The 26883-nt window shown below is 57.1% G+C and carries 21 protein-coding genes and 1 pseudogene; 14 read left to right on the top strand and 8 right to left on the bottom strand.

The annotated features are described in order from the left end of the window. Nucleotides 1–8 precede the first annotated feature (8 nt). Complete coding sequence (gene tnpA / locus CFI10_RS12860) at nucleotides 9–326, bottom strand: IS66 family insertion sequence element accessory protein TnpA (RefSeq protein WP_206834810.1); 318 nt, start codon at nucleotides 324–326, stop codon at nucleotides 9–11. Nucleotides 327–356: 30 nt separating this feature from the next. Then, entirely contained in the window at nucleotides 357–857 is a 501-nt protein-coding gene (locus tag CFI10_RS12855) for a HAMP domain-containing protein (RefSeq protein ID WP_242529985.1), read from the bottom strand. A gap of 208 nt (nucleotides 858–1065) precedes the next feature. On the opposite strand from CFI10_RS12855, the gene tnpA (CFI10_RS12850) reads away from it, so the two are divergent. The 3 genes and pseudogenes from tnpA (CFI10_RS12850) to tnpC all read left to right on the top strand — a co-directional run. Further along, nucleotides 1066–1383 (top strand): IS66 family insertion sequence element accessory protein TnpA, encoded by a 318-nt coding sequence (gene tnpA, locus CFI10_RS12850; RefSeq protein WP_206835049.1) that lies wholly within the window; start codon nucleotides 1066–1068, stop codon nucleotides 1381–1383. Nucleotides 1384–1415: 32 nt separating this feature from the next. Continuing rightward, nucleotides 1416–1751: an IS66 family insertion sequence element accessory protein TnpB gene (tnpB, locus tag CFI10_RS12845; protein ID WP_206835047.1), complete on the top strand. Its 336-nt coding sequence runs from the start codon at nucleotides 1416–1418 to the stop codon at nucleotides 1749–1751. Between the two features lie 223 nt (nucleotides 1752–1974). Then, nucleotides 1975–3462, top strand: a pseudogene (tnpC, locus tag CFI10_RS12840) (IS66 family transposase); the annotation flags it as partial. Between the two features lie 16 nt (nucleotides 3463–3478). Here tnpC and CFI10_RS12835 read toward each other — a convergent pair. Together CFI10_RS12835 and CFI10_RS12830 are read right to left on the bottom strand one after the other, a co-directional pair. Continuing rightward, entirely contained in the window at nucleotides 3479–4273 is a 795-nt protein-coding gene (locus CFI10_RS12835; protein ID WP_206835044.1) for a cache domain-containing protein, read from the bottom strand. Between the two features lie 148 nt (nucleotides 4274–4421). After that, nucleotides 4422–5426 carry an AraC family transcriptional regulator gene (locus tag CFI10_RS12830; RefSeq protein WP_206835041.1) on the bottom strand — a complete coding sequence of 335 codons (1005 nt, stop codon included), beginning with the start codon at nucleotides 5424–5426 and terminating at the stop codon, nucleotides 4422–4424. 241 nt (nucleotides 5427–5667) lie between these two features. Between CFI10_RS12830 and CFI10_RS12825 the strand changes: the two genes are divergently transcribed. The 4 genes from CFI10_RS12825 to CFI10_RS12810 all read left to right on the top strand — a co-directional run bounded on the left by CFI10_RS12825 (nucleotide 5668) and on the right by CFI10_RS12810 (nucleotide 9962). Further along, a complete protein-coding gene (locus CFI10_RS12825; RefSeq protein WP_206835037.1) occupies nucleotides 5668–7317 on the top strand; it encodes an AMP-binding protein in 1650 nt (549 codons plus the stop codon). A 65-nt stretch (nucleotides 7318–7382) separates the two neighbouring features. Beyond that, on the top strand, nucleotides 7383–8135 hold the full coding sequence (locus tag CFI10_RS12820; RefSeq protein WP_206835033.1) for an electron transfer flavoprotein subunit beta/FixA family protein: 753 nt from the start codon (nucleotides 7383–7385) through the stop codon (nucleotides 8133–8135). Further along, nucleotides 8132–9061, top strand: coding sequence for an electron transfer flavoprotein subunit alpha/FixB family protein (locus CFI10_RS12815; RefSeq protein WP_206835030.1), 930 nt, complete (start codon nucleotides 8132–8134; stop codon nucleotides 9059–9061). The genes CFI10_RS12820 and CFI10_RS12815 overlap by 4 nt, the downstream gene beginning before the upstream one ends. A gap of 49 nt (nucleotides 9062–9110) precedes the next feature. Further along, nucleotides 9111–9962, top strand: a complete 852-nt coding sequence (locus CFI10_RS12810) for a M48 family metallopeptidase (protein ID WP_242529984.1) — start codon at nucleotides 9111–9113, stop codon at nucleotides 9960–9962. Nucleotides 9963–10030: 68 nt separating this feature from the next. Here CFI10_RS12810 and CFI10_RS12805 read toward each other — a convergent pair whose 3' ends face one another. Beyond that, nucleotides 10031–11134, bottom strand: a complete 1104-nt coding sequence (locus CFI10_RS12805) for a phosphoribosylaminoimidazolesuccinocarboxamide synthase (protein ID WP_206835025.1) — start codon at nucleotides 11132–11134, stop codon at nucleotides 10031–10033. Nucleotides 11135–11192: 58 nt separating this feature from the next. After that, nucleotides 11193–11756: a hypothetical protein gene (locus CFI10_RS12800; protein WP_206835023.1), complete on the bottom strand. Its 564-nt coding sequence runs from the start codon at nucleotides 11754–11756 to the stop codon at nucleotides 11193–11195. A 292-nt stretch (nucleotides 11757–12048) separates the two neighbouring features. On the opposite strand from CFI10_RS12800, the gene CFI10_RS12795 reads away from it, so the two are divergent. The 3 genes from CFI10_RS12795 to CFI10_RS12785 all read left to right on the top strand — a co-directional run bounded on the left by CFI10_RS12795 (nucleotide 12049) and on the right by CFI10_RS12785 (nucleotide 14977). Further along, entirely contained in the window at nucleotides 12049–12615 is a 567-nt protein-coding gene (locus tag CFI10_RS12795) for a TMEM165/GDT1 family protein (RefSeq protein ID WP_206835020.1), read from the top strand. Between the two features lie 53 nt (nucleotides 12616–12668). Next, nucleotides 12669–13109, top strand: coding sequence for a hypothetical protein (locus CFI10_RS12790; RefSeq protein WP_206835017.1), 441 nt, complete (start codon nucleotides 12669–12671; stop codon nucleotides 13107–13109). A gap of 128 nt (nucleotides 13110–13237) precedes the next feature. After that, nucleotides 13238–14977, top strand: a complete 1740-nt coding sequence (locus CFI10_RS12785) for a putative bifunctional diguanylate cyclase/phosphodiesterase (protein WP_206835016.1) — start codon at nucleotides 13238–13240, stop codon at nucleotides 14975–14977. Here the strand turns inward: CFI10_RS12785 and CFI10_RS12780 are convergent. Both CFI10_RS12780 and CFI10_RS12775 read right to left on the bottom strand, forming a co-directional pair. Continuing rightward, nucleotides 14962–21324: an AAA family ATPase gene (locus CFI10_RS12780; RefSeq protein WP_206835014.1), complete on the bottom strand. Its 6363-nt coding sequence runs from the start codon at nucleotides 21322–21324 to the stop codon at nucleotides 14962–14964. The genes CFI10_RS12785 and CFI10_RS12780 overlap by 16 nt on opposite strands. Then, nucleotides 21321–22055 (bottom strand): response regulator, encoded by a 735-nt coding sequence (locus tag CFI10_RS12775; RefSeq protein ID WP_091826713.1) that lies wholly within the window; start codon nucleotides 22053–22055, stop codon nucleotides 21321–21323. Before CFI10_RS12775 ends, CFI10_RS12780 begins: the two co-directional genes overlap by 4 nt. A gap of 229 nt (nucleotides 22056–22284) precedes the next feature. Here CFI10_RS12775 and peaA point away from each other — a divergent pair, with 229 nt between their 5' ends. Genes peaA through peaD form a run of 4 tightly spaced genes read left to right on the top strand, consistent with a single transcriptional unit; the run spans nucleotide 22285 to nucleotide 26820 of the window. After that, nucleotides 22285–23886, top strand: a complete 1602-nt coding sequence (gene peaA / locus CFI10_RS12770) for a quinohemoprotein amine dehydrogenase subunit alpha (protein ID WP_206835012.1) — start codon at nucleotides 22285–22287, stop codon at nucleotides 23884–23886. A 47-nt stretch (nucleotides 23887–23933) separates the two neighbouring features. Continuing rightward, on the top strand, nucleotides 23934–25364 hold the full coding sequence (gene peaB, locus CFI10_RS12765) for a quinohemoprotein amine dehydrogenase maturation protein (protein ID WP_091826709.1): 1431 nt from the start codon (nucleotides 23934–23936) through the stop codon (nucleotides 25362–25364). Between the two features lies 1 nt (nucleotide 25365). After that, nucleotides 25366–25689 carry a quinohemoprotein amine dehydrogenase subunit gamma gene (gene qhpC, locus CFI10_RS12760; protein ID WP_091826707.1) on the top strand — a complete coding sequence of 108 codons (324 nt, stop codon included), beginning with the start codon at nucleotides 25366–25368 and terminating at the stop codon, nucleotides 25687–25689. A 12-nt stretch (nucleotides 25690–25701) separates the two neighbouring features. After that, entirely contained in the window at nucleotides 25702–26820 is a 1119-nt protein-coding gene (gene peaD / locus CFI10_RS12755) for a quinohemoprotein amine dehydrogenase subunit beta (protein ID WP_091826705.1), read from the top strand. Nucleotides 26821–26883 lie beyond the last annotated feature (63 nt).

Below are 26883 nucleotides of genomic sequence, written 5' to 3'. Positions count from 1 at the left end.
TGGCTTCATCAGAGCTGCCTCAGGATTGCACCGAGCAGGTCAACATTACCGGCATGCAGGCCTGTAATGGCCATGCCACCCGGAAGCCTCAGGGTCAGATCATCCGATAGCGGTGAAGCGGCCACCTGGGTGACGCGAGCAAAGCCGGGTGTTGGTGAGCGCTCGGTATCGGTCGCATCATCTGTACCTTCGAGCTTGCGGCGCCAATAGACAAACTGGTGATAGGACAGCGATTGCTGTTTGCAGAAGGCAGCGCCGGATAGCCCAGTATCACGCCAGTGTTCAATGTGCTGTTGCCAGTGGTAAGTGCGCTCGGCTGAGTTCATGCTGGATTCCTCGCGTAGGTGACGATGGAATCAGTGTGCGGCGGTTAGTGGCTGGAAAAAAGGGGCTGATTTATGGGCGGATACTTCTTCAGTGGATTCTCGGGTCTGTTGAGCATTGTCTGCCAGGGCCTTGGCATTCTGCTGCAGCTGTGCCGACAGGCTGATCAACTCGTGAATGACGGTGCGGATCTTGCGGGTAAAGCTGTTGAACCCATCCGAAACGGCGTTCAGTTCAGCATGACGGAAATGCTCCAGCTCCTGTGTCAGGTCGCCCTCAGAGCCTCCCAGTGCCTGCATGCGTTCGCCGAGTTGAGCCAGCGGTTTTGTAATGCCGGATATGAACAGATTCACCACCGCCAGGGTGATCAGCAGAATGACGCCTGCGGTGATCAGCAAATCCCAGATGGTGCTGCTGCGGTTATCTTCCATATCGGCCTGTAACTGGTTCAGTTCTGCCAGGGCGGCGGCCTTGGGAACTTCCACAATCAAACGCCAGCGGGTATTGGCGACGGACAGTTCCTCAGTCACCATAATGATATCGTTGCTGTTTTCAGGGTTGTTGATGCGTTGCAGGAAGTCTGGATCAACGGATTGAACGGTCTTACCGGCGGCTTGGGTAAAGCGGCTGGATGCGATAACACGATTCTGCTGGCTGGTAAGCGCCAGAGAATCAGCACCTTTTTTCCAGCCACTGACCGCCGCACACTGATTCCATCGTCACCTACGCGAGGAATCCACCATGAACTCAGCCGAGCGCACTTGCCACTGGCAACAGCACATTGAACACTGGCGTGATACCGGGCTATCCGGCGCTGTTTTCTGCAAACAGCAATCACTGTCCTATCACCAGTTTGTTTATTGGCGCCGCAAGCTCGAAGGTACAGATGATGCGACCGATACCGAGCGTTCACCAACATCTGGCTTTGCTCGCGTCACCCAGGTGGCCGCTTCACCGGTGTCGAGTGATCTGACCCTGAGGCTTCCGGGTGGCATGGCCATTACAGGGCTGCATGCCGGTAATGTCGATCTGCTCGGTGCGATCCTGAGGCAGCTCTGATGAAGCCACGGTATCTTCGTCCCTCTCGGTCAATGCCGGAGATATATCTGTACCGTGAGCCCATTGATTTTCGCAAGCAGGCCAATGGTCTGGCGGTGCTGGTTGAGCAGGAGCTGGGACATAGCCCCTTTACCGGTGCATTGTATGCCTTCACCAACCGGCAGCGTAACAAGATCAAGTGCCTGATGTGGGAAGACAACGGTTTTATCCTCTATTACAAGGCGCTGGCCGAAGAGAAATTCAAGTGGCCCAGCCCGGCTGATGAGCTCATGCCGTTGACCGGCGAACAGATCAACTGGTTGCTCGATGGTTATGACATCAGCCTGCTGCAAGGCCATAAAACCGTGCATTATGAGGCTGTTGGATAGCGGGTTTTGGGTGCTTCAACTGGCTGTTTTTGATATAATTTTGCCCATGAAAACACAGCCCAAAACCACCTCAAAGACGCCTGATATCAGCAGTTTATCGACCGCTGACTTGCTGTCGATGGTGGCCGGGCTGCAGCAGCAACTGGCCTCGAAAGAGGATGAGCTTGAGCAGCGGGATCAGGTCGTCAAAGAGCGTGACCGGCAACTCCAGCAGCGCGAGCAGTACATCCTGTTGCTGGAAGAGATGCTGCGCTTGCAGCGCATCCAGCGGTTCTCGGCCAGCAGTGAGAAAACGGCCCACCAGATCCACCTCTTCGATGAGTCAGAACTGGAAGCCGAGATCGATCAGCTGCGGGATCAGCTCCCGGATGATATTGACGTCGCTGAAGATGAGACGCCCGCTGCCACGCCTGCACCCAAACGCCGTCAGCGCGGCTTCTCCGATAGCTTGCTGCGTGAGCGCATCGAGCTGCTGCTGAGTGATGAAGAGAAGGCCGGGGCCGTCAAAACCTTCTTCACCAAGGTGAAGGAAGAGTTGGACTATATCCCGGCTCAGCTCAAAGTACTGGAATACTGGCAGGAAAAAGCCGTGTTCGAGACGAACGGCGACGAGCGGATCGTAGCCGCGGCTCGCCCGACACACCCGCTGGGCAAATGCATCGCCACCCCGGCCCTGCTGGCCTACCTGATCACCTCCAAATATGCCGATGGTCTGCCGCTGTACCGGCAAGAGCAGATGTTCAAGCGTCTGGGCCATGAGCTGAGCCGCACCAGCATGGCCCACTGGATCATCCGTCTGGATGAGGTGTTCAAACCGCTGATCAACCTGATGCGGGAGTCGCAGAACAGTGCGGCCTACCTGCAGGCTGACGAAACCCGGATCCAGGTACTCAAAGAGGATGGCAAGGCTGCCCAATCCGATAAATGGATGTGGGTGACCCGAGGCGGACCACCCGGCCAACCTTCCGTCCTGTTCGCCTATGATCCCTCTCGAAGTGGAGCGGTGCCCGTGCGCCTGCTCGATGACTTCAAGGGTGTGCTGCAGGCGGATGGTTACGCCGGTTATGCGCAGATCTGTTCAGCCAATGAGCTGACCCGCATTGGCTGCTGGGATCACGCCCGCCGCAAGTTCATCGAAGCGACCAAAGCGGCCAAGCCGGCGGGTAAAGGCAAACAGGCCAAGCTGTCCAAAGCGGATGTGGCACTCAGTCACATCAACAAACTGTATGCCATCGAACGTCAGATCAAGGACCTGAGCGTGGCCGAACGCTACCGGATCCGTCAGGCGTCGAGCCTGCCTCGACTGGAAGCGTTCAAGGCCTGGCTGGACGCCAACGTGGATCGCGTGATGAAAGGCGGGCTAACTCGCAAAGCTATGGAATACACCCTGAACCAGTGGCCCACCCTGATCGGCTACTGTGAGCGGGGTGACCTGCACATCAGCAACGTACTGGCCGAGAATGCCATCCGCCCGTTCGCCGTGGGGCGCAAAGCTTGGTTGTTCGCGGATACTCCGCAGGGCGCTCACGCCAGTGCCACCTGTTACTCCCTGATCGAAACGGCCAAAGCCAACGACCTGGAACCCTCGGCCTATATCCGGCATGTACTGGAGCGCATCGCCGATGCCGACACGCTGGAAAAGCTGGAGCGACTGCTGCCCTGGAATGTTGAACTGGAGCGGACTTCAAAAAAAGTGGCGCAGTACAGTTAAGGGCAAGTGGGTCGTTTTAACGGCGGATACGCTGGCTGAGCAGTGTAATACTGGCTTCGCCGTCATAGAGGCTCTGTGACAGTTTTTCAGTCAGTTGCTGCAGCACCGGCAGGTTGATGTCGGTGCCGGCAACCCCGATCACCTTTTTGTCGTGCATGATGGGTACGGTGAGGGACGTCATCAGTACCGAATTGCCCGGCTCGATCTCGTACAGGTAGGGCTCTACCATACAGGGTGAGGCTGTTTCGCGTGGGCACAGATACCATTCGGATTCACGCATGCCGTTTGCGTTCAGTGTGGCGTCCAGTTTGCGGTTCGAGTCTTCGGTAGGATAAAACGTGAGTGAATCACCTTCTCTTACCCAGTAGATTTCAAGGTTGCCCTGTTTCGAGCTGTGCTCCAAATCTCCCTTGTACAGGTTGTCGAAGTTGTCATAGCCATTGGGTTCGAACTGGGCATACATGGAGCTGACTTCTTCGTTGGCCAGCAAGTGCGCCCGGACCAGTTGCTTGGCCGCATGGCGTGAAACCAGCTGATCGGTCCAGGCGGTTGCGCCCATGAAAGTCGCCAGGGCGGTTGCCGAGTCGAAACCGCGCTCAAGGCGCTGGCGAATATCAACCGATATCTGTCCAGCGGTCAGGTGCAATTGGTCATTCACGTTCTCGGTAATGATGCCTGTGGTGTCGTCCACAGCCTTGTCGATGGATGATTGATAAGCCCCGAGCGCAAGAAAAATGACAATTCCGAGTGAGACGAGGATGGCAAGTGCTGAGCCGACCAGCAGTTTGAAGCGGATGGACAGGTTGGTCATATAGTCCGTTCCTCAGGAGAAGTTGTGTGGGCATGTCACGCGGGCAGGCGCGACAAATAGTCCGCAGAGCGCATAGTTGCCTGAAAACTCCTTCTTTCAGAATGGTTATAACAGCTTTATAAGAACTTGGTGAGCGTTGTCGAGCCGATTAACCCTCCTGCTTGCGATAGGCCAGTGGGCTGACACCGGTCCAGTGTTTGAATGCCCTTGAGAACGCGCCTGGCTCGGCGAACCCCAGTTGGCTTGAAATATCCCCGATGCTCAAATTTTGCCGGGTCAGCATCATGATCGCCTGGTCTCGGCGCAGGTTGTCCTTGATCTTCTGGTAGGAGGTACCTTCGGCCTTCAATTTGCGTGATAGCGTATAAGAGGTGGTGTGCAGCTGCTCCGAGACCCAATCAAGATTGGGCAGGCCACCTTCTTCAAACCCTTCCAGCAGGCCGCGTACCCGGGTGCTCAGGCTATCGTCTTCGTCGGTCCAGATCAGCAGGTCGCGCGGTGAACTGAGAATGAACTCGTCCAGCTCCCGTGTGGTGCGCGTTACCGGCATGCTGAGGTAGTTTTTGCTGAAGAAAATACTGCTGCGGGGTTGCTCGAACAGGCATTTGCAGGGGTAGATGAAGCGATACTCATCGAAGTGAGAGGGAAGCGGGTGGGTAAAGCTGGCATGGCTGAGTACGATCTTGCGCCCAATCAGCCATCCGATCAGGCGATGCCAGACCATCAGCAGCCACTCCACCAGAAAATTATCCGGGTCCAGCTCAGGGTGGTGATGAGTAAGGCTCAGTTCGACCTCGTCGCCCTCCAGTCTCAGGCTGATCTCGATATCATCCGAGAACAGGCGGTAACAGCGGATGCTTTGCCGCATTACGTCTTCAAGATTGGTGCTGTGCACCACCAATGATCCCATCAGATGAAAGTGCCCAACCCGACAGGGGGATGATGTAAGCCCCATGAACTCGTCGTCCAGCTCGCGCCAGATACGGCGAAACAGCTGGATGAACTGACCGGTGCGCAGTCGTGCCTTGGTTTGGTTGATCAGGTCTGGATCGATATCACAGCTGGCCAGCAAGCGCTCCACATCACGCCCCTGAGCGCGATAGCCCTGCAGCATGGCGCGAGCATAGTGGGACGAGAAGGTCAGGTTCTTCATAGGTCAGGGCTGGGCTCTGTACGGGCTGATTGATATCAACCGCTTGTTTTTGATGACGAATCAGTGGTGCAAAAAATGTCAATTTATCTGTCGAAAGTTGTCATTCTGTTGCCACGGGCGATTGCATTACTCTGCGTTCATACAGAAGGAATAGGTATTTTCCCTTATTCATGCCCGGTTTGGCCAGTGTGGTCTGTCCGGGTAATGGTGAACCTCATTAGAACAATAAGCAGGTTTCAGTATGGACAAGATCAGCTACAACGATTTCATCAAGGATTTCACGCCGGAATCGATCATACAGAACTTCGTGGGCGATTTTAACGCGGGGATCAATGTCTGCGAGGAGATCTGTGACCGTTGGGCCGACGACCCTGAAAAGGTTGCACTGCGCTATGAGCTTGCGGATGGCAGCGGCGGTGAAATGACCTTCCGCGAACTGATGCAGCGTTCTGCTCAGTTTGCCAACTTCCTGAAGTCTCAGGGGATTGGCAAGGGTGATCGCATCTCGGCCCTGCTGACCCGTACCCCCGAGTTGATGGTTGCTGTTCTGGGTGCACTGCGCGCCGGTGCCGTTTATCAGCCCATGTTTACCGCTTTTGGCTCGGGTGCCATTGAGTACCGGGTACAGAAAGCCGACACCAAACTGATTATTACCAATCCCGAACAGTGGTCGAAGCTGGCAGATGTGAAGGGGCTGCCCACCACCATGCTGGTGGCTGAAACCGGTCATCCGCTGGAAGGGGAGGCGGACTTCCTGTTCCAGTCGACACTGGATCAACAGTCGGACCAGTTTGAACCAGTGAAAATAGGCCCGGAAGATCCCTTCCTGCAGATGTTTACCTCCGGCACCACCGGCAAGTCGAAAGGGGTGACGGTTCCGGCCAAGGCGCTGTCGGCGTTCTATGTCTACATGCGCTATGCCATCGGTCTGCGTGATACCGACAACTTCTGGAACGTGGCTGACCCGGGCTGGGCGTATGGACTGTACTACGCCGTGGTGGGGCCGCTTTTGCTGGGTTGCACCACCCACTTCAATGAAGCCGGCTTTACCGCCGAGAACACATTCGAGTTTCTGCGCAGGCACCGCATCACCAACCTGGCGGCCGCGCCCACGGCCTACCGCATGCTGAAGGCCAACGACAAGCTGTTGAAAGACTACCCCGAGATCGACCTCCGGGTGGCCAACAGCGCCGGTGAGCCTCTGAACCCTGAAATCGTGAGCTGGGTACAGCGTGCCTTCGGCTGCCTGGTCTGCGACCAGTATGGTCAGACCGAGACCGGCATGACCTCTGCCAATTTCCATGAACTGGAACATCAGCTGCGCGATGCCAGCATGGGCTATCAGTTGCCGGGCTACCGTCTGGTGGCGCTGGATGCCAACTTTAATGAGGTGGGGCCGGGCGAAAGTGGCGAGCTGGCCATCGACATGGAAAACTCCCCTCTGTATTTCTTCCAGGGGTATACCTGGGGTGAAAAAAGCCCGTACCACGGCAAGTACTACCTGACCGGTGACGTGGTGATCAACAACGGTGATGGTTCGCATTCCTACACCGGACGTGATGACGACATCATCGCCTCTGCCGGCTATCGCATCGGGCCTGCCGATGTGGAAAGTACGCTGCTGGAGCATGAGGCAGTGGTCGAGAGTGCCGTGGTGGGCAAGCCCGACGACAGTCGTGGTTTCATCGTTAAGGCCTATGTGGTGACACACCCGCATGTTGATGCCGATGATGCGCTGGCTGAAACCCTGAAGCAGCATGTGCGCAATCGGCTTTCCACCCACGCCTTCCCGCGTGAAATCGAATTTGTGAATGATCTGCCCAAGACTTCAAGCGGCAAGATCCAACGTTTCCTTCTGCGTAAGCAGGCAGCTGAGGAAGTGGCTTCTTAGTGAGCATTGAGGCCTTCGGGCCTCCTTTTTCCCCTTTTGCTGCTGATCGATAAAGGTACTGAGATATGAAAATACTGGTCGCTGTAAAGCGTGTGATTGATTACAACGTCAAGGTACGGGTCAAGTCCGACCGTTCGGATGTAGACCTGGCCAATGTCAAAATGTCCCTCAACCCATTTTGCGAAATCGCGGTGGAAGAGGCGGTACGCCTGAAAGAGGCCGGCAAGGCAGATGAAATCGTAGTCGTCTCTATTGGCAGCAAGGCCTGCCAGGAGCAGCTGCGTACTGCACTTGCACTGGGTGCTGATCGTGCCGTTCAGGTCGAGGCGCCGGATCAGCTGGACTCCCTGTCGGTGGCGCGCATTCTGCAGAAGCTGGCGGAAGAAGAATCAGCCGACCTGATTCTGCTGGGCAAGCAGGCGATCGACTCCGACAACAACCAGACCGGTCAGATGCTGGCCGCGCTGATGGATCGTCCGCAGGCAACCTTTGCGTCCGAAGTGGTGGTTGAAGGCGACAGCCTGAAAGTGACCCGCGAAATAGACGGCGGTCTGCAAACCCTGAGTCTGAAACTGCCCGCAGTTGTGACCACTGACCTGCGTTTGAACGAGCCGCGCTATGCATCCCTGCCCAATATCATGAAGGCCAAGAAAAAGCCGCTGGATGTGAAAACTCCTGAAGAGCTGGGTGCACAGCTGGCTGCCGGTGTGCAGCTGATGAGCGTTGAGCCGCCGGCTGAGCGTCAGGCCGGTATCAAGGTTGGCTCGGTGGAAGAGCTGGTAGACAAACTGCGTAACGAAGCAAAGGTGGTCGCATGAGCATTCTGATCCTGATCGAACACGATAACCAGTCCCTCAAGCCGGTTACCCTGAGCCTGGTAACAGCCGCTCAGCAGATCGGGGGTGATATCGACCTGCTGGTAGCGGGTGAAAACTGTCAGGCTGTGGCCGATGCCGCAGCGGCCATTGCCGGTGTGCGCAAGGTGATCGTGGCGGATAATGCCGCTTATGCGCACCAGTTGGCTGAGAACGTCAGTAAACTGATGGCTGAGATCGCTGATGGTTACAGCCATATTCTGGCGCCGGGCACGACGACCGGTAAAAACATAGCGCCCCGCGTGGCGGCATTGCTGGGCGTGAACCAGCTGTCGGACATCATTGCGGTTGGGTCGCCCGATACCTTCAAGCGTCCGATCTATGCCGGCAACGCCATTGCAACCGTGAAGTCAGCGGATGCAGTCAAGGTGATGACGGTGCGCGGTACCGCGTTCGATGCAGCGCAAGCCACGGGCGGCAGTGCAGCCATTGAGAGCTGCGGTGCCGTACATCAGCATGCTGACGTGAGCTTTGTCGGCGAAGAGCTGGCCAAGTCGGATCGTCCTGAGCTGACCGCTGCATCCGTGGTCATCTCCGGTGGTCGTGGTATGGCCAACGGTGACAACTTTGAGCTGCTGTACAAGGTCGCGGACAAGCTGGGTGCCGCGGTCGGTGCGTCCCGTGCCGCCGTCGATGCCGGTTTTGCGCCCAACGACATGCAGGTAGGGCAGACCGGCAAGATGGTTGCGCCAGAACTGTACATCGCGGTGGGCATTTCCGGCGCCATTCAGCACCTGGCCGGTATGAAGGATTCCAAGATCATCGTGGCGATCAACAAGGACGAAGAGGCGCCGATCTTCCAGGTGGCCGACTATGGTCTGGTCGGTGATCTGTTTGAAGCGATGCCTGAACTGGAGAGCCGGCTCTGATCAGAGTATTCTTGCGGGAAAGTTGATCCGTTCAAGGAGATATGGACCCATGCTCTGCTTCATGAAACAGCGGTGCCGCCCCGGATGGTTGGCATCGCTTGCATTGACTGCAACCCTCGGCTTGACCGGCTGTGCTGTTTCCCCTACCGGTGAGCGAACCCTGCTGCTCAACTCCTCTACACAGATGAATGAGCTTGGCTCCCAGTCTTTTGAGCAGATGAAAGAGAAAATCCCGATCGAGACCGATGCGCGCACCAACCGTTATGTGGAGTGTGTATCCGATGCAATCGTGATGCAGGTGCCTCGTAAATATGGCTACGCGCCACAGGATTGGGAGCTGGTGGTGTTCAAGGATGAGGCCGTTAATGCCTTTGCGCTGCCAGGCGGCAAAATCGGTGTTTACACCGGCATGCTTCAGGTGGCCAATACCCAGCATCAACTGGCATCGGTGATCGGACATGAGGTGGCTCATGTGCTGGCACAGCACGGCAATGCGCGCATGAGTCAGCAACAGCTGACCCAGTTGGGGATAGTGGCAACCAGTATAGCTCTGGCGGACCGGGTGGACTCAAGAACTCAGCAGGCCGCGGTCATGGCGCTGGGGCTTGGGGCTCAGTACGGCATTCTGCTGCCCTATAGTCGTAAACACGAATCAGAAGCGGATATGCTGGGGCAGGAACTGATGGCCCAGGCCGGTTTTGACCCTCGTGAAGCGGTTAGCCTGTGGCAGAAGATGGCGCAGAAGGGGGGCGCTGCACCACCGGAGCTGTTGTCTACCCACCCGGCACCTGGCACGCGTATCCGGCAACTGGATAGTCAGGTAAGCAAGTACATGCCGCTGTATCAGCAGGCATTGGCAGCCGGCCGAAAGCCTGACTGTGACCGGCTGAGGCCGCGCTGACACCAGGGTCACTGTACAAAAAAGGCCGCCTGCTGGAATGACAGGCGGCCTTTTTTATGTCTGTTCTGTCAGTCGATCAGCCCATACTGGTCGCGCAGAATCGCGATGATTTCGGCTTTTGGGTTGTCCGACAGTTCGATGGGGTGGCCGACAACCTTCTCGGCAATGTCCAGATAGGTGCGGGATACGTCCATCAACACTTCGGTAGGCAGGGCGTTGTCCCGTGCCAGCGCTTCACGCTCCGGCATGCGATCCTTGTTCAGCAGGATGTCCGGGTCGGGGAAATGGTTCAGCAGCAGCTGGCGGAAACCTTCCTTGGATTTCTCGATCACCTTGCCCTGACGGTAGGCGGCGCCGTCCCAGATGCGGGAGGAGTCCGGTGTGCCCACCTCATCCATGTAGATCAATTTCTCATTGCCGGCGGCATCGGTGACATAGCCGAACTCAAACTTGGTATCGACGAATACCTGATCCAGCTCGGCCAGCGCATTGCTGATGACGGCAAAGCCTTCCTTCAACAGCTTCTCGTACTGGTCCACATCGGCCGCAGAGCGGAAGCCAAAGGCTTCGTAGTTGTCGACGATGTTGGCGCGGGTGATGTTAACGTCGTCCGCTTCAGGAACGCCCGGAATACCGCGCAGGATGCCCTTGGTGGAGGGTGTCATCAGCAGTTCGGGCAGTTTCTGGTCCTTCTGCAGTCCCTCCGGCAGGGTGATGCCGCAGAATTCACGCTCGCCCTTGCTGTAGGCGCGCCACATGGAGCCGGTGATGTACTGGCGGCAGATTGCTTCGATCATCACGGGACGGGCTTTCTGCACGATCCAGACGAAGGGGTGCGGGATATCCAGAATATGGCTGTCGGCCAGACCCTGTTCACGGAACAGACGGAACCAGTGGTTGGAGATGCTGTTAAGCGCCGCGCCCTTGCCGGGTACACCGTTGAGGCCACCTTCACCGTGCCAGATACAGTCGAATGCCGAGATGCGATCGCTGATCACCATGATAGCCAGTGGTGCGTCAGGCGCCACGTTGTAGCCTTTCTCTTCGATCAGACGGCGGCTGTCGGCTTCGGTCAACCAGTAAACGGAGCGCACCTTACCGCTGTGAACGGGTCGGTCGGTACGGATCGGCAGGTCGTTGTTCACGGCCAGAACGGATTGGGCAAGGCTCATGGTGGCACAGGTCCTGTTAACGGTTGAAAAACGTGGGCAATTCTAGCACAAAGCCGGCTTACTCGATCACGATCAACCGGCGCAGATCTTCAAGTTCTTCAATACGCTTTCGCGTCTCGGCAATGAATGCCTGACCGGCCGTGTAACGGGCGATCTCACCATCCTGATCGACTAAAAATGCCTGAGTCATGACCTGCTGGCGCTGATCCAGCCATCGGTTCTGCACGTCGACTTCATGCTTCTGCGCCCGTGGGGGCAGGTAGTCCAGCGTGTCCTTGAACAGGAGATAGAGCTCCGCATCGTAGAGATAGGCGATATTGGACAGGGTTTCGTTGATTGCCAGCTGAGAGCTGCCATCTTCCTGTTGCCGCGTTAGCTGTGCTTCCAGCTGTGCCAAAGGGGCCTCCAGAGACGGCTCCCAGTTCAGGTCGGTGGCCGCCGGCAGCGCCTGTGGCGGCAAGGGTTTGGGATCGGTCGGGGTCGACTCGGTGATGACAGGCTCGGTACGGGGTGGTTTCGGGCTGACAGCCTGTGGTGCAAACGGTGTCGGCAGGCTCTCGCAGCCACTCAGACTCAGTCCGGTGATCAGCAGCAGGGTGGCAGAGATGGAACGGGCGCTCATTCGGTCAGCCTCTGGCAGTTCAGACAATAAAAAGGGGTCATTCTACCCTACATTGACGGTGAGACCAGTCCGTTTGCCGAAGCGAGAAGAGACTGTTAATATGTGCGCCACTCTTGGGGGAGTAATCTTCTGTATGGCCCTGGCCATCAGAGTGGCTGTCAACATAATTGAGCCTCACGCTCATGGCAGTCACGTCCTGTACGGGATTGATGAGACCTGAGACACAACGCACTGTCCTGGCGGGCCGGTGTGCGGTGTCTTATGGAATCAACAGCCCGCCGGATGATATTTTATGGAAGCTTTTCTGCCCTCGACCCTCGCGGTTGCCATCGCCGAAATCGGTGATAAAACCCAGTTGCTGACCCTCTTTCTTGCTGCCCGTTTCGCCCATCGTGGTGCGATTGTGATGGGTATTCTGGTTGCTACCCTACTGAATCATGCGCTGTCTGCCTGGCTGGGTGCCTGGCTGGTACAGTGGATTCCCGACCAGTGGGTGCCCTGGATTATTGGCTTGAGCTTCATCGCCGTGGGGCTTTGGGTTCTGATTCCCGACAAGGATGATGAAGACGGTGGCGCGGTGCTCAAGTACGGTGCCTTTGTCGCAACCTGTATTCTGTTTTTTCTGGCCGAAATCGGTGACAAGACTCAAATCGCCACGGTTATTCTGGCGGCACGCTATGACAGCCTGTTCTGGGTAGTGGTCGGTACGACGTTGGGCATGTTGCTGGCCAACGTGCCGGTGGCGTACGCCGGTAGCTGGCTGATGCAAAAAATACCGCTTAACGTTGCCCGCTGGGCCGCGTGTCTTCTGTTTGTGGGGCTTGGAGTCGCGACCCTGTTAACCTTAGACTCATTTTAATGTTCTATACTGCACGCACATTACCCACGACTGAAGTAAAAGGAGTGACTGATATGAGTTGGCACAAACTGATTGCCCCGGCGGTATTGGCATCGGCCGTTGTCCTGACAGGTTGCAGCGATGACAGCGCATCTGATGAGAAGATAAACGGTGCGGCACCCGCCAGCCAGCAAGGCTCCACCGCAATGGATGAACTGAAGAAGGAAGCGGGTGAAACCATGGATGCAGCGGGCAAAGTAGCCTCTGAAGCTGGGGAAGAGGTTCGCAGCACAACCTCTGAAATGATGGACAAGGCCGCTGACGTGAGCGAGCAGGTAGAAGAAAAGGCCAAAGAGACCTATGATCAGGTCAAGTCCGAGGCTGAAGAAATGGGCGAAAAGGCCGCTGAAACCACTGAAGAGATGACCGAAGCGGCGCGTCAGAAAATGGAAGAGATGCAGCAGGAAGAAGCGCCTGATGCCGACGCCAAAATGGACAGCTCTGAATCCAACTGATTAATGCCCCCCGGCTTTGGCCGGGGGTGTCATACTGCTGTCATCTTTCTCTGCTAGCGTTGCTGCCGGGTGTCTCCCTATACCAACAGGGAGATTTTCAATCTGTTGCAGGCTAGCAGGGATCTGTCTTGAGCCTTCCTCCGTCCGAGTCACACGTTACGCCCTCGATGCTGCCGCGCGTTGGTATTGCCGGTTTTGCATTGCTGCTGGTGCTGGCTGTCTGGCTGCTCACGGTCTGGCAACTGGATGAGCTGGAGCGCCTCTATCAAATGCTTGAACAGGCCTGCCGGTCAGAGCCTGATCTCATGCTGAATTATCGTGAGCAGCGTGATCTGTTTCTGGCGACCGTACTGGGGCTTACCCTGATTGCCGTAAGTGGGCTGGGTTGGCTGCTATGGACGCTGCGCAGGCGTGATGAGTATCTGCAGGCGCTGCAACGCTCGGAAACTCGAAATCTCAAGCTGCTTAACTCCCTGCGTAACGAACATCAGCATATTCTGGAAGCGGCATCCCGCGATCATCTGACAGGGCTGTATAATCGTCGCCTCTTTATGGAGTTGGCACATTCACATCTGCTGGGCTCAAAACGGCAGGGTCGATTTGCTGCCGTCTGCTTTATTGACCTGGACCGCTTCAAACTGATCAATGACACCTTGGGCCATAAGGTGGGTGATCTGCTGTTGCAAGAGGTTGCCAGACGGCTGGATACAGGGTTGCGAGAGAGCGACATCGTGAGCCGCTTCGGTGGAGACGAGTTTGTGGTGATGTTGACCGAAGTTCGCCGACATGAAGATGTGGAGACCTGTGCTCGGCATCTGGTAGAGGCCCTGTCAGCGCCCTATGCCGATTTGGAAAGTCATGGGCTCAGTACAAGTCCGAGTATCGGTGTCGCCGTGTCACCCCGCGACGGGGTGGATATCGAAACCTTGGTAAAGCACGCTGATATGGCGATGTATCGTGCCAAGCATTCAGGCCGGGGGCAGTTTGCGTTCTATGATCCGCGGCAGGGCAATGAATCGGGCAGCAAACCCGACCTGTCGCTGTTGTCGCTGCAGGCACTGCAGCATCAACTGCGCGTACACTACCAGCCTTGCATCAGCCTGCGTGGCTATATGACGACCGGGTTTGAAGCGTTGGTGCGCTGGGATTGCCCAGGACATGGGCTGATTGAGCCCGATGGTTTTCTCGATGTTGCAAAGGCTCGGGGGCTGATGCCCGAGCTTGGCTACCGGGTGTTGGAGCAGGTGGTGCACCAGCTGAGCCAATGGCAGGAGCAAGGACTCGAGTTGCTGCCGGTTTCGGTCAACCTGGGTCTGGCTCAGCTGCAGAACCCTGAACTGGTTGACTGGTTACGGGAGCGGCTCAACCACTACCGAGTGGCTCCTGGCCTGATTCAGATTGAGATCAATGACCAGTTTCTGGATCAGCTTGGACCGATCGAGATACGTCTGCTTGAAGCACTCTATGGCCTTGGGCTGGAGCTGGTGATTGATGACTTTGGTTGCAGTGAAATCGGGCTGGAACATGACCGGCTGGAGGGTGTGCACTTTAGCCGTATCAAGATCGAGCGCAGCTTCATACAAAGTATCCGCAACAGTTATGACGACAACGTGATACTGACTTCCATTGCGGCGGTGGCTCGACGCAAGGGAATGCAGGTGGCAGCCAAGGGGGTCGAGACACCGGACCAGCTGGTGTGCCTGAAGTTATCCGGTTGTGATGAAGTACAGGGTTTCTTTTTCAGCCGTGCTCTCAGTGCTGAAGACGTCAGCCGCTATCTGATCAATCCTCGGTTCAGCGTCCCCTTTGCAGACGTGGATGCTGAGAGGCCCGATCAGGAAGAGGCTTTGCTTCAGCCTCTATCCTGATCAGGCACCGCCTCCCGCAGCCCCAGCTCTGAGCAGCTGTACAGAGCCTTCAGACTGTTACGTGTAAGCTGATCCAACTGTTGCAGGTTCTCTTGTGTTACGGCTTGTTGCTCCAGGTCTCGGCTAAGTCGAGCGGCCTGCTGCAGACCGAAGTTGCTCAGTGTTCCGGCCAGTTTATGCAGTAATATCGGGCGCATTTCCGAATCGGCTGCATCGAGCTGCTGCAGCAGTTCAAGACACTGCTCCTGCATTTGTTGGCACAGGGCGGTGAAGCGATCGCTGCCCAGCATCTGACGATGTTGCTGCAGCAGGCCAAGGTTGAGTAAGGGATCTTCGCTGTCGCGACTGAGTGCGGGTAACTGATCCCTGGTCGGCGTATCCCGAAGCAAGCGGTTAAGTTCATCGAACTGCAGCGGCTTGCTGACAACAGCGTCCATACCCGCCTGTTGGTAGAGCCGCATTTCGGCGGGTGTGACCGATGCGGTCAGGGCGATGATGCGTACGGCTGCACGGGAAGGCTCAGGGTGGTTGCGCATCCGGCGTGTGGTTTCGATACCGTCCATATCCGGCAGGTGGATATCCATCAGCACCAGGTCATAGTCATGATCATTGTGCATCGACAGGGCGGTGTAGCCATCGTCCGCCACACTGACGCTGTGTCCTTCTGACTCAAGCAGGCCAACCGTGACCTGCTGATTGATTGGGGTGTCCTCCACCAGCAGAATATCCAGTCGTGCCTTCTCTTCCAGCGTCCCAGCAGGTTCGATACTTGGCGGCGGGAGTGCGCTGCCGCTGGTGACGGTATATTCCAACTCAGCCCAGAAGCGGCTGCCTTGACCGGCGTGGCTGTCAAAACCGATCTGGCCTGCCTGCAGCTCGACCAACCGTTTGCAGATCGACAGCCCCAGTCCGGTGCCGCCAAAACGGCGTGTAATTGAGCTGTCCGCCTGGCTGAAATGCATGAAGATGCGAGAGTGAGCCGACTCAGGGATGCCGATGCCGGTGTCCTCCACTTCAAACCGCAAACGGCAGTGTTCCTGCTGTTTATCAAGGACACGCACCTTAATCAGGACATAGCCTTCCTGGGTGAATTTGAGGGCGTTGGTACATAGGTTCAACAGGATCTGGTTGAGGGCGCGGGCATCACCGATGACACGCTCCGGCAGGTCCTGTTCCAGACGCAGAATCAGATCGAGCTGCTTTTCCTGCGCCATAGGCAACAGCAGCTGGCGCAGTTGCTCCAGCTGTTCTACCAGGTTAAAAGGCGTCCGTTCCAGCTCCATCTGTCCGGCTTCGATTTTAGTGAAGTCGAGCACATCGTTGAGGATGGTCAGCAGAGACTGTCCCGAGCGATAGATGGAATCGACCTGTTGCTGCTGCGCCGGGCTCAGACCTGAGCGCATCAGCAACTGAGCCATACCGAGAATGCCATTCATCGGGGTGCGAATTTCATGACTCATGGTGGCGAGGAAATGGCTCTTGGCCTCGCTGGCCGCTTCGGCCTTCTCGCGCGCAATCTCCGCCTGCTCTTTGGCCTTGCGCTCACTGATATCGGTCAGTGAGCCTTCGTAATATTTCAGCTGACCCTGCTCATCGGTAATGCGATGGGCCGAGATGGAGATATAAACCTCGGAGCGATCACGCCGGCGCCAGCGCGTCTCGAAGCGCAGCACTCGCTCCTGTCGATTGAGCAGGGCAAGAAATCGACGGCAGTCCTCACGGTCGATGAAGCAGTCACGAATGACATCGGTGACCGAGTTCAAAAACTGGGAGGCGCTGTCATATCCCAGCAACCTCACCAGTGCCGGGTTGGCGGAGATGAAGCGGCCACGCCGATCGATTCTGAAAATGCCCTCGCTGGAGTTTTCGAACAGTGAGCGGTACTCCCGCTCGGACTGTTCCAGGCTCTGGTACAGTTTGGCGTTTTCAATCGAGATGGCGGCCTGCGCCGCCAGTATCTGCAGAGTCTTGAGTCGGTCGCGGTTGAAGATGTCACGGCTCTGTGAATGCTCCAGATAGAGAATTGCGGTCAGTTCACCGTGGTACAGAATCGGGATGGCCAGCAGCGATTTGGGCAGGTGGTGGCGGATATAGCTGTCCTGCTGGAACATCTGATGCTCAACCGCGTTGCCCAGCACGACGTCATCCTTGGTGCGTGCAACATAGTTGATGATGCTCAGTGGCAGCAGGCTGCCGCTCTGTTCCAGTGGCAGAACGTTAAACAGCGTTGGTGGCTGATTAAGACAGATTTCCGCTTCCAGGTAGAGGTTCTGTTGCCGGCGCAGAATCAGAATTGCCCGCTGGGCACCGGCATTCTGCAGTGCGAGCCGCATCAGTCGTTCGAGCAACCGTTCCAGTACAATTTCATCTGAAATCGCCTGCGAGGCATGAATCACGGAGGTGATGTCGAAAGCCTGATTGTCCAGCGACTGCCCGTTGTCGGAACGGCTGCTGAACGGTTCGGGACGCACCTGGCGCAGCGGCCGTTCGGGTTCAAACGCGTAGCGCCTGAGCATCTGCTCCAGCTTGGCACGTCCGCCCCAGTCGGCATAACGCTCCCAGGCATCCTGCAGGTACGAGCGGGCCACGCCAGGTTTGTCCCACTCAAGATAGAATTGTCCGGCGAGTTCACAGGCGAGCGCTTCTTCCAGCAGAAAGCCTTGCTGACGAGCATGCTCAATCGCCTGCTCGTACAGATCCATCGCCTTGCTGTACTGTTTTTGGCTGCGATACATTTCTGCCTGCAGCAGGTCGACGTGGTGACGCTGGTTTTCCGGCGCGTGACGCGCCAGTTTGCGCAGACGCTTGAGGGTCTTGTTCACTTTCTGCAACCGTGCCGGCTGCTGCAGGATGCTGGTGCGTGGCAGCAGCGCCAGAATGCTCAGTGAGTTCAGCAATGACAGCCAGGGCGCGGTAAATGTCCCGCTGATGGATGAGCGCAGGGCATCACCGGCTTCGCTGTGGGTATAGGCCAGCTCGTACTCGCCGAACAGGTAGCAGAGCAGTGCCTTGTAGAAATGGTGCAGGCTGATGGCAGTACGGTGGTTTTCCCGTTCCAGCTCGGCCAAGTCGCGTTCTTCCTGATAGAAATGGCCATCGAGCCGCGTCGGGTCACTGTTCTGGCCGCGCAGGTTTTCCATGGTCTGAAGCGTAAACAGGGAGTACTGCAGCGACTGCTGCTGTCCCGACTGCTCAAGCCAGCGAGCATACTGTTCCAGCCGTGGCTGCAGTTCGTCCAAGTTGCGGCACAGCGGGAAGGCGTACTGGATGTAGGCGGCCAGTGCGTAGGCCCCCCATTCCATATCGCCACAGTCCAGTGCCAGCTGATGCGCTTTGAGCAGCGACTCCATGCAATGCTGCAACGGTTCGCGGTAGTGGCGAATATAACAATCAAACAGCGACAGAGTGCGGTGGTGAGTGGGCGTGGAGGGCAGTTGTGCATCCAGTTCCAGTGCCATCTGGCCGAGTCGGTAACCCTGCTCAATCGCCTGGAGCTGGCCACACAGCACGCCACCGTACCCGGCAAAGGCAAGCGAGGAAGAGGGGCTAAGGCCATGTTTGAGTGTCAGTTCAACCTGACGCGCCATCACCAGCGGGCGCAGCTCGGAGCTTGAGAACTTGATTGCACCGAACATGCTGGCCAGTATCGGCATGGCGGCCAGCAGCTGTGGGGACTCCATGGCCGGCAGCTGAACAACCTTTTCAGGTGGCTGTCGGCGCAGTAGCCACTGGGTGCGTGCCACCGCCCTGAGCAACTGGCCGGTGCCGGGACGAGAAGGAATCCGCACACCCAGTTGGTTGAGCAGCTCCAGCGCGGTTTCCAGCGCCATGTGAAAGCGATTGCTGGCGACCTGTGATTGGATACGAATCTCGAATACCCGTACCCGGTCCAGCAGTGTCCGTGCATGTGTCTCGACCGCATTGATCAGTTGTTGCATCCGCTCCTGCTGCCCCTTGATGTGGGCAATACCGGCAGCGGAGGTGTGCAGCTCAAGCGTCAGGCTGTAGCTTTCCTGCCAAGCGTTTTCCGGCAACAGCTCCAGTCCTGTGCTGAGGTAGTCGAGTGCGGAATCGAAGGCAGCGGCTTCCCGGGCGCGAAGCCCTGCGCGCAGGTTGAGGTTGGCCAGTCGTATGCGTTGGGTCGGTGTATCCAGAAGACGTCGTGCCTGATTCAGATGGTTGCTGATTTCAAAAATGCGAGCATCGATCTCGTCGGGTCGCAGGCTGTTTTCCAGCTGGCGGCCAATCTGAAGGTGCAGGGCTTCCAGCTCATCATCGTGAATCAGGGAGTAGGCCGCCTGCTGGACACGGTCATGCACGAAGCGATAGCGGGTGCGGCCTGGGTCCATGTTTTGGAACAGGCGGTAGCTGTCATCCTGCGGCACGATGAGGCCTTCGGTGAGCGCAGGCCAGAGTTGGTCGGCGGCCTGACGCGGTTCGAGGCCGCTGACCACCACCAGTGTACGCAGATTGAAGCTGCTGCCGATACAGGCCGCCAGCGGCAAGACAGCCTGAGTATTCGCGGGCAGTCGCTGAATTTTACTGACCATCAACTGGATGACGTTATCGGTCATCTCCTGAGACCGGATCGCCTGCTCATCCCACTGCCAACGCTGTTCACGGAAGCAGATCAGGCCGTCCTGGTGCAGGGAGTGCAGAAACTGGCTCAGAAAGAAGGGATTACCCTGGGTCTTTTCACTGCACGCTTCTGCCAGTGAGCGACACCCATTCAGATCGGCCCGCAGTGTATCGGCAATCAACTGATTGACCTGGTCCGGACTCAGGGGTTCCAGTGCCAGCTCGACCGGCGGTAATATGGAGTTGTGCAGCCGCTCAAGGCTGGTGCGCAGCGGATGAGTGGCGCCCAGTTCATGGTCGCGAAAGCTGCCGATGAGCAAAAGTCTGGGCGGGTCGATTACGCCTGCCAGGGTCTCGATCAGATGCAGAGAGGCCAGATCAGCCCAATGGAGGTCATCCAGAAACAGCACCAGAGGTCGTTCGGGGGAAGCAAAAACGCGCAACATCTGGATGAAGATGCGGGAAAAACGGTTTTGTTCTTCAGCTGCCGACAAGGGCGGTGCGTCCGGCTGACTGCCGATGATCAACTCCAGTTCGGGGATCAGCTTCAACAAAATCTGGGCATGGTTGCCGACACTGTCCAGCAACTGTTCACGCCAGCGTGCAATGCGAATCTCGGGTTCTGTCAGTAGCTGGCGTACCAGCCCCTGCAGTGCCTGGAAAATGGCGAAGTAGGGGCGGTTACGTCGAAACTGATCGAATTTACCACTGCTGAAACTGCCACCCTTCTGGTTGACGTACTGGCGCAGCTCGTGCACCAGACTGGTCTTGCCTACGCCTGCATAGCCCGTGATCAATACCAGCGGGCTTTGTCCATCACGGCAACCATCATACAGACGGTGCAGCTGTTCCAGCACCGCTTCGCGGCCATAGAGCCGCTGTGGAATTTGGAACCTGGCTGAAAGATCCTGCTCGCCTGGTGTGAAATCCAGCTCATGCTCGCCACGCTGGTGTGCCTGCAGGCAGAAGCGCAGGTCATGCACCAGGCCGACGCTGGATTGATAGCGCTGGGCGGCGTCCTTGGACAGCAGTTTGAGAATGACCTGCGACAGCATCTGCGGCAGCTGCGGGTTGATCTCATGCGGCGGTGCAGGTTGCTTGGCGATATGATCATGCACCAGTGCCATGCCATCGTCGCTGACAAAGGGCGGGCGCCCGGTCATCAGCTCGTACAGTGTGGCGCCGAGACTGTAATAGTCGCTGCGGTAGTCGATATTGCGGTTGATACGTCCGCTCTGCTCCGGAGCGATATAGGCAAGGCCGCCGTCACCGAGTTCCGGTGTGTTCCAGCTGGCCTGCTCGCGGCTGAGGCCAGTGCTGAGAGAAAAACCGATCAACTCGACCAGGCCGGTGTCGGGGTTGAACAGTAGGTGATCAGGATTCACCTGCTTATGAATAACGCCTGCTTCGTGCAGCTTTCCCAGCAGGGTACTAATGCGGATCGCCACTGACAGCCACTGGGACCAGTTGAGCTGCTGCTCAGCCAGCAGTTGGCGCAGTGAAGCCGAGCCAGAGTCGGTAAAAAGGGCCGCGGGTCCGGCTTCCAGCTGGATCAGCTCAAGCGGACGCACAATGCCGATAATGTCCAGCCGTGACAGCATCTCGAACTCATGCTGCAACCGGCTCAGGCGTTCGCGGCTGCAGTGGCTGCGGTACAGTTGCTTGATTACCACCGCTGCACCGTCTTTAAGCCGGACGGCGCGGCTGACGGTGCAGCCCGGGCTCTGGTGCAATCGGCGCAGAACCCGGTAGCCTTCAGGGACACTCATGGGCTGATGTCACCGGCAAACATGTAGCCGGCACCGTGGGCGGTCAGAATCAATTGAGGGTTGGATGGATTGTCACCGAGCTTGCGTCGCAACCGCCCGATCAACACATCAACCGAGCGATCATTGGGGGTCCACTCACGGTCGTGAATTGCATCCATTAACTGATCCCTGGACAGCACTTGCCCGGGGTGGTTGATCAGAGCCTGCAGCAGCTTGAACTCGCCTTCGGGCAGGCGCTCATGTTCACCTTCAGGGCTGGTCAGCTGGCGCTTGTGCGGGTCCAACACCCAGCCCTCGAACTGGTAGCCGGCCGGGCCTCGTCGGTCACTGGCGCCACTGCCGCCGCGGGCGCTGAAAATGCGCCACAGAAGGTTTTTCGCGCGTACCAATAATTCACGCGGGTTGAACGGCTTGGTCACATAATCATCAGCGCCCAGCTCGAGCCCGACGATGCGGTCGATCTCATCCCCCTTGCTGGTAACCAGAATGATTCCGACACTGGAGCTGGCCCGTAACTCACGCGTGACTGTGAGTCCATCCTTGCCGGGCAGGCTGATATCCAGCAGCACCAGATCGATCTGCTCCTGCACCACACGTTCGCAGAGATCATCAGCCTGGTCGGACTCGGACACATGGTAGCCTTCATTTTCGAAGTAGCTCACCAACAGTGACCGTGAGGCAATATCATCTTCGACAATCAGGATATGTGCGTGGGATGGGGCTATATTCATGGGTGTTGGGCATCTCTGGGCAAACTCGACAGGTGCAATATCAACTGCAGCACAGAAAAGTAAAAGGGCTTTTTACATCCTGTTACATCTGTGCACAACTTAACACAAATCCTCAGAATTTCATTTACATGACGGGGTTAGTTTAGCTACACGCACTGAAGCAGCCTGGCGACAATTGACGTTTTGACTGCTCCGGCGAAAACAGGATCCCATCTCAAGTGAGGGAGTGATGGCATTGAGTAATAATAATTCCAAGCGTGCGGTACTCGGCACCGGTGCTCTGGCCCTGGCGGGACTGGTCAGTATGCCGTTGCAGGCCGCAGACGCAGAGCAGATAATCAGGGACCGTTGCCTGGCTTGTCATACCGAGTCAGGTGATTCAGCGGCACCGACCTTCTCCCGTATCAGTGAGCAGCGCAAAACGCCGGAAGGCTGGCAGATGACGCTGAACCGTATGATCCACCTGCGTGATCTTGAAATCAGCGCAGAGGAAAAACGGGTGCTGATCAAATACCTGTCTGACAAGCAGGGGCTGGCCCCGTCCGAAGCAGCCCCCTATCGCTATTTGCTGGAGCAGGATACCAACCTGGTGGAAGCCGGCGCGGATCAACATCTGGTCGAAACCTGTGCCCGCTGTCACTCCGAAGCGCGCTCGGGACTGCAGCGTCGTGCCAAGGATGAGTGGAAGATGCTGGTCGACTTCCATATGGCCCAGTTCCCTGGGATTGAGCTGCACGCCGGCTCACGTGACCGTCCCTGGTATCAGATTGCCACCACTCAGACCGTCGATACCCTGTTCGAGAAGTATCCGCTGGTTACCGAAGAGTGGAACAACTGGAAGAAAGCCGATAAGGCCGACGTCATGGGGCGCTGGCGTGTGACTGGTTACATTCCCGAGAAGGGCGAGTTTGACGCCTGGATGAGTGCTGTCAAAACCGGCGATGGTCGATATGACCTGACGCTGGAAGGTCACTATGCTGATGGCACCGTGCTCAGCGGTACGGGCAAAGCGACAGTTTACACCGGTTACGAATGGCGTGCCTCCGTCACCATTGATGATGTGAAAATGCGTCAGGTGATGGCGCTGGACGCGAATGGTCAGATGGAAGGTCGCATGTTCCTCGCTACCGAACGGGAGATCGGCGGGGCACTCAATGCCGTGAAGGATCAGGGCATGGGTCAACTGGTTGCGGTTCAGCCTTCCTATCTGCGCAGCGGCGAAAGCGCCGAGCTGACACTGATTGGTGCCGGCCTCAAGGGTGATATCGATCTTGGCGAAGGCGTCACTGTCGAGAAAATCGTTGCCCGCAGCGATGACCGCATCACGCTGGTAGCCAAGGCAACCGGGGCGGAAGGTCCACGTACCATTAAGGTCGGCAAGGCGATCAATAACGCTGCCCTGAATGTCTACAGCACGCTGGCGCGTGTTGACGTGACGCCGGCCAATGCGGTCACCCGTATCGGTGGCGCCGGCAGTGAGATGGAAAAGGTGCGTGCCACCTATCGTGCCGTGGGCTACAGCGCCGGTGCTGATGGTAAGCCTGGCACCGAAGACGATCTGCGCCTGGGCTACATGCCGGCCAGCTGGTCGATCCTGCCGGCCGATGAAGTGGCTGAGCATGACAAGGATCACCTCTATGCGGGTCAGATCAATGCGGCCGGTATCTTTGTACCCGGTGACGCAGGGCCAAACCCTGAGCGCAAGATGTCGGCCAACAACGTGGGTCGCCTGAAAGTGGTGGCAACGGTGAACGATGGCGCCAGTAAAGTCGATGGTGAAGGCAGCATGCTGGTTGCCGTGCCTGACTTTGTTCGTCGCGTGCTCGACTGAGCCAAAAGCCGGAACAGCCACCGAGATACGATAATAAAGAGGTGATTATGGGTGCCATGACGCTGGTGAAACCGAATCTGCACAGGGTTGATGTTGATGCCCGTCAGATGCTGTTTCATATTCCAAGCAGCAGCATTTTTGAGCTTGATGGCTTGAGTCGAGAGCTGCTGGCGCTGTTCGACAGCCATGACCAGGTGACTCCCGAATACCTGGCCCCGCTGTGTGAGCGCTACTCTCAGCAGGAGGTGTCTGAGGCTCTGGAGGAACTGCTGACGCTGGAGGTGATCTCCGAGTCAGGAGCGGTAGCCAGAATCAACCCTGAACCGCAGAAGGTCAGCAAGTTCCCGCTGACCACCGTTGTGCTCAACGTCAACACCGGTTGCAACCTGAGCTGCACCTACTGTTACAAGGAAGATCTGACTACCCCATCCAAGGGGGAAAAGATGGCCCTTGAAACCGCGATTCAATCAGTAGAAATGCTGCTGCGAGAATCGCCGGATCAGCGCAACTACAACGTGGTGTTCTTCGGCGGTGAGCCGCTCTCCAACATGCCACTGATACGTGAGATGGTGGCGTACTGCGAGAAGCGTTTCGCCGAGCACGGTGCCACGGTGGATTTCACCATGACCACCAACGCGACCCTGCTGACCGAAGAGCTGGTTGACTGGTTCAACGAGCACCGCTTTGGCCTGACCATCTCTATGGATGGGCCCAAGGCGATGCACGACAAGAACCGCATAACGGTTGGCGGTCAGGGCACCTACGATGTGGTGCGGCGCAAGGTGGAGATGCTGCTCAAGCGCTATACCGCGCGCCCGATCGGTTGCCGCGTCACATTGACGCGTGGCATTACCGATGTGGAGCGGATCTATGATCACCTCAGCGGCGAGCTGGGCTTCTTCGAGGTGGGCTTTGGCCCGGTTACCTCAGGCGATATTGCCGAATTCAACCTGACCGGTGAAGAGCTGGTCGAAGTGTTTGCCGGCATGAAGCGACTGGGGCAGCGTTACCTCGAAGCAGCGCTGCGCAATGAGAACTTCGGCTACGGCAACATGCACCAGCTGATTACCGACATGTACGAGGGCAACAAGAAACTGGTGCCCTGTGGTGCCGGGCTCAAGTTGCTGGCGGTGGACAAGGATGGCGGGCTTAACCTCTGTCATCGATTCACCGGCTCTGACCTGCCCACGTTCGGTGATGTCGAGAAAGGGATTGACCGTGCTGCGCTGGGCCAGTTCATCGAGCAGCGTCTGGACCGTACCGACACCGGTTGCTCGACCTGCCGCATCCGTAACCTCTGTTCCGGTGGCTGTTATCACGAAAGCTATGCCAAATATGGAGATCCGACGCATCCTTCCTACCACTACTGTGACCTGATGCGAGACTGGGTCGATTTCGGCGTGGAAGTGTATTCGCGGATCATGCTCGAGAACCCCGGGTTCTTCGAAGCATACGTCTCTCCGAGGAGGAGTGCCTGATATGAAACATTTGAAGTCTCTGAACAAAAAAGCACAGCTGATCAACCAGTCCGTGAGCCCGGACGAGGTCGAAGACGTTGTAGCCATGCAAACGGTAGTGGGCTGTACTGCTACCACTGACCCGGGCTGGGAACTGGATCCCTTCGGTGGACTGGGTTCGCTCTGTCAGCCGATGGAAGCGGATCTGTATGGATGTGCTGATGCCTGCTGGTGGCCGGCTCAGGTACCCGACACCATGAACACCTATCCGGACTGGAACAAGGATGTGGCGAAGGCCACGCAGGACTGGCGCAAGCTGGACGGTATCTTTGAGGATGGTGAATAAGGGAGCCTGGCAATGAAAATAAGTAAACTGTTCAAATCGACCGCTCTGGCCGGCTCTTTGGGTACGGCAGCCCTGCTCAGTGCAGTGGCGCCGGCGGCCGCGGCTGCGCAGGAATACCTGCTGACCGTGACCCGTCCGGGTCATCTGCATGTGATCGACATGAAAACCAACAAAGTCGAGCGCACCTGCGACATTCCGGGCAACTTCGGCTCTGGCTCCATTGCCCCGTCACCGGACGGCAAGATCGCCTACGTGCTCAGCAATGGCATGGAGGATGTGTACGGGTTCGATATTCGTACCTGTGAGATCACCTTCCATGCGGCTCAGTCCACGCCGACGCTGAAAGTGAAAAGCTTCCAGTCACTGGCAGTCAGTGCTGACGGAAAGGAAGTGTATACGGTTCAGAACCCGTTTGGGCTGAAACGTGACCGATTCACCGTTGAGCAACCTCGCCTGGCGGTGTTTAACGTGGCGGATGGTGTGGGTGCCAAACCGGTGCGGACATTCCCCGTTGAGCGACGTATCACCAAAATTGCAGCCACTGCAAAGGGTGAGGTCATTCTGGGTGGGGCTGATGTAAAAGCGATCGACCCGAAAACCGGCGATATTCGTATGGTGACTCCGCTGCAGAATTGGGAGAAAGGGCCCCTGTGGCTGCCGCCCGATGCCTTTGCAATGCACTCTCAGGGTGAGCAGAGCAACGAATACATCATGCCGTACTCGACAGCCAAGTTCGATTCCGAAGAATGGAACTTCGAAACGGCCGAATGGTGGTGGGGCATGAGCCGCGTTAATCTGGAAACGGGGGAAGCTACGCGTCAGGAGATATTCCCGTTTGAGTTCATCATCTTTAACTTCATCTCTGATCCGCGTGATCCGAACATCCTTTACGGGTCATTTAACACGTTGTCCAAACATGATCTGCGCACGGGAGAAACGTTGGCGCTGCATGAAATGGAGCACACCTACTACAACCTGAACATCTCCGCGGATGGTAAAACCATCTACGTAGGTGGAACAGCGAATGACATCTCGATCCATGATTCAGAAACACTGGATAAGATCGGCTCCATTGAACTCAGTGGTGACATGACCACCTCTGACCTGCGTGTGGCCACCATCAGAGACTGATATCTGATCAGGCCCTCAATCAGGTATAGTCAACGGGAGGCGCCGATAACGGTCCTCCCGTTT

It is taken from the genome of Marinobacterium iners (assembly GCF_017310015.1).
GTDB classification, from domain to species: domain Bacteria; phylum Pseudomonadota; class Gammaproteobacteria; order Pseudomonadales; family Balneatricaceae; genus Marinobacterium; species Marinobacterium iners.
This window is presented reverse-complemented; position numbering and strand designations above follow the sequence as displayed.

Coding starts and splice junctions, on each gene's coding strand:
- tnpA (WP_206834810.1), bottom strand. CDS start 326: ATGAACTCAGCCGAGCGCACTTACCACTGGCAACAGCACATTGAACAC.
- CFI10_RS12855 (WP_242529985.1), bottom strand. CDS start 857: ATGGTGACTGAGGAACTGTCCGTCGCCAATACCCGCTGGCGTTTGATT.
- tnpA (WP_206835049.1), top strand. CDS start 1,066: ATGAACTCAGCCGAGCGCACTTGCCACTGGCAACAGCACATTGAACAC.
- tnpB (WP_206835047.1), top strand. CDS start 1,416: ATGCCGGAGATATATCTGTACCGTGAGCCCATTGATTTTCGCAAGCAG.
- CFI10_RS12835 (WP_206835044.1), bottom strand. CDS start 4,273: ATGACCAACCTGTCCATCCGCTTCAAACTGCTGGTCGGCTCAGCACTT.
- CFI10_RS12830 (WP_206835041.1), bottom strand. CDS start 5,426: ATGAAGAACCTGACCTTCTCGTCCCACTATGCTCGCGCCATGCTGCAG.
- CFI10_RS12825 (WP_206835037.1), top strand. CDS start 5,668: ATGGACAAGATCAGCTACAACGATTTCATCAAGGATTTCACGCCGGAA.
- CFI10_RS12820 (WP_206835033.1), top strand. CDS start 7,383: ATGAAAATACTGGTCGCTGTAAAGCGTGTGATTGATTACAACGTCAAG.
- CFI10_RS12815 (WP_206835030.1), top strand. CDS start 8,132: ATGAGCATTCTGATCCTGATCGAACACGATAACCAGTCCCTCAAGCCG.
- CFI10_RS12810 (WP_242529984.1), top strand. CDS start 9,111: ATGCTCTGCTTCATGAAACAGCGGTGCCGCCCCGGATGGTTGGCATCG.
- CFI10_RS12805 (WP_206835025.1), bottom strand. CDS start 11,134: ATGAGCCTTGCCCAATCCGTTCTGGCCGTGAACAACGACCTGCCGATC.
- CFI10_RS12800 (WP_206835023.1), bottom strand. CDS start 11,756: ATGAGCGCCCGTTCCATCTCTGCCACCCTGCTGCTGATCACCGGACTG.
- CFI10_RS12795 (WP_206835020.1), top strand. CDS start 12,049: ATGGAAGCTTTTCTGCCCTCGACCCTCGCGGTTGCCATCGCCGAAATC.
- CFI10_RS12790 (WP_206835017.1), top strand. CDS start 12,669: ATGAGTTGGCACAAACTGATTGCCCCGGCGGTATTGGCATCGGCCGTT.
- CFI10_RS12780 (WP_206835014.1), bottom strand. CDS start 21,324: ATGAGTGTCCCTGAAGGCTACCGGGTTCTGCGCCGATTGCACCAGAGC.
- CFI10_RS12775 (WP_091826713.1), bottom strand. CDS start 22,055: ATGAATATAGCCCCATCCCACGCACATATCCTGATTGTCGAAGATGAT.
- peaA (WP_206835012.1), top strand. CDS start 22,285: ATGGCATTGAGTAATAATAATTCCAAGCGTGCGGTACTCGGCACCGGT.
- peaB (WP_091826709.1), top strand. CDS start 23,934: ATGGGTGCCATGACGCTGGTGAAACCGAATCTGCACAGGGTTGATGTT.
- qhpC (WP_091826707.1), top strand. CDS start 25,366: ATGAAACATTTGAAGTCTCTGAACAAAAAAGCACAGCTGATCAACCAG.
- peaD (WP_091826705.1), top strand. CDS start 25,702: ATGAAAATAAGTAAACTGTTCAAATCGACCGCTCTGGCCGGCTCTTTG.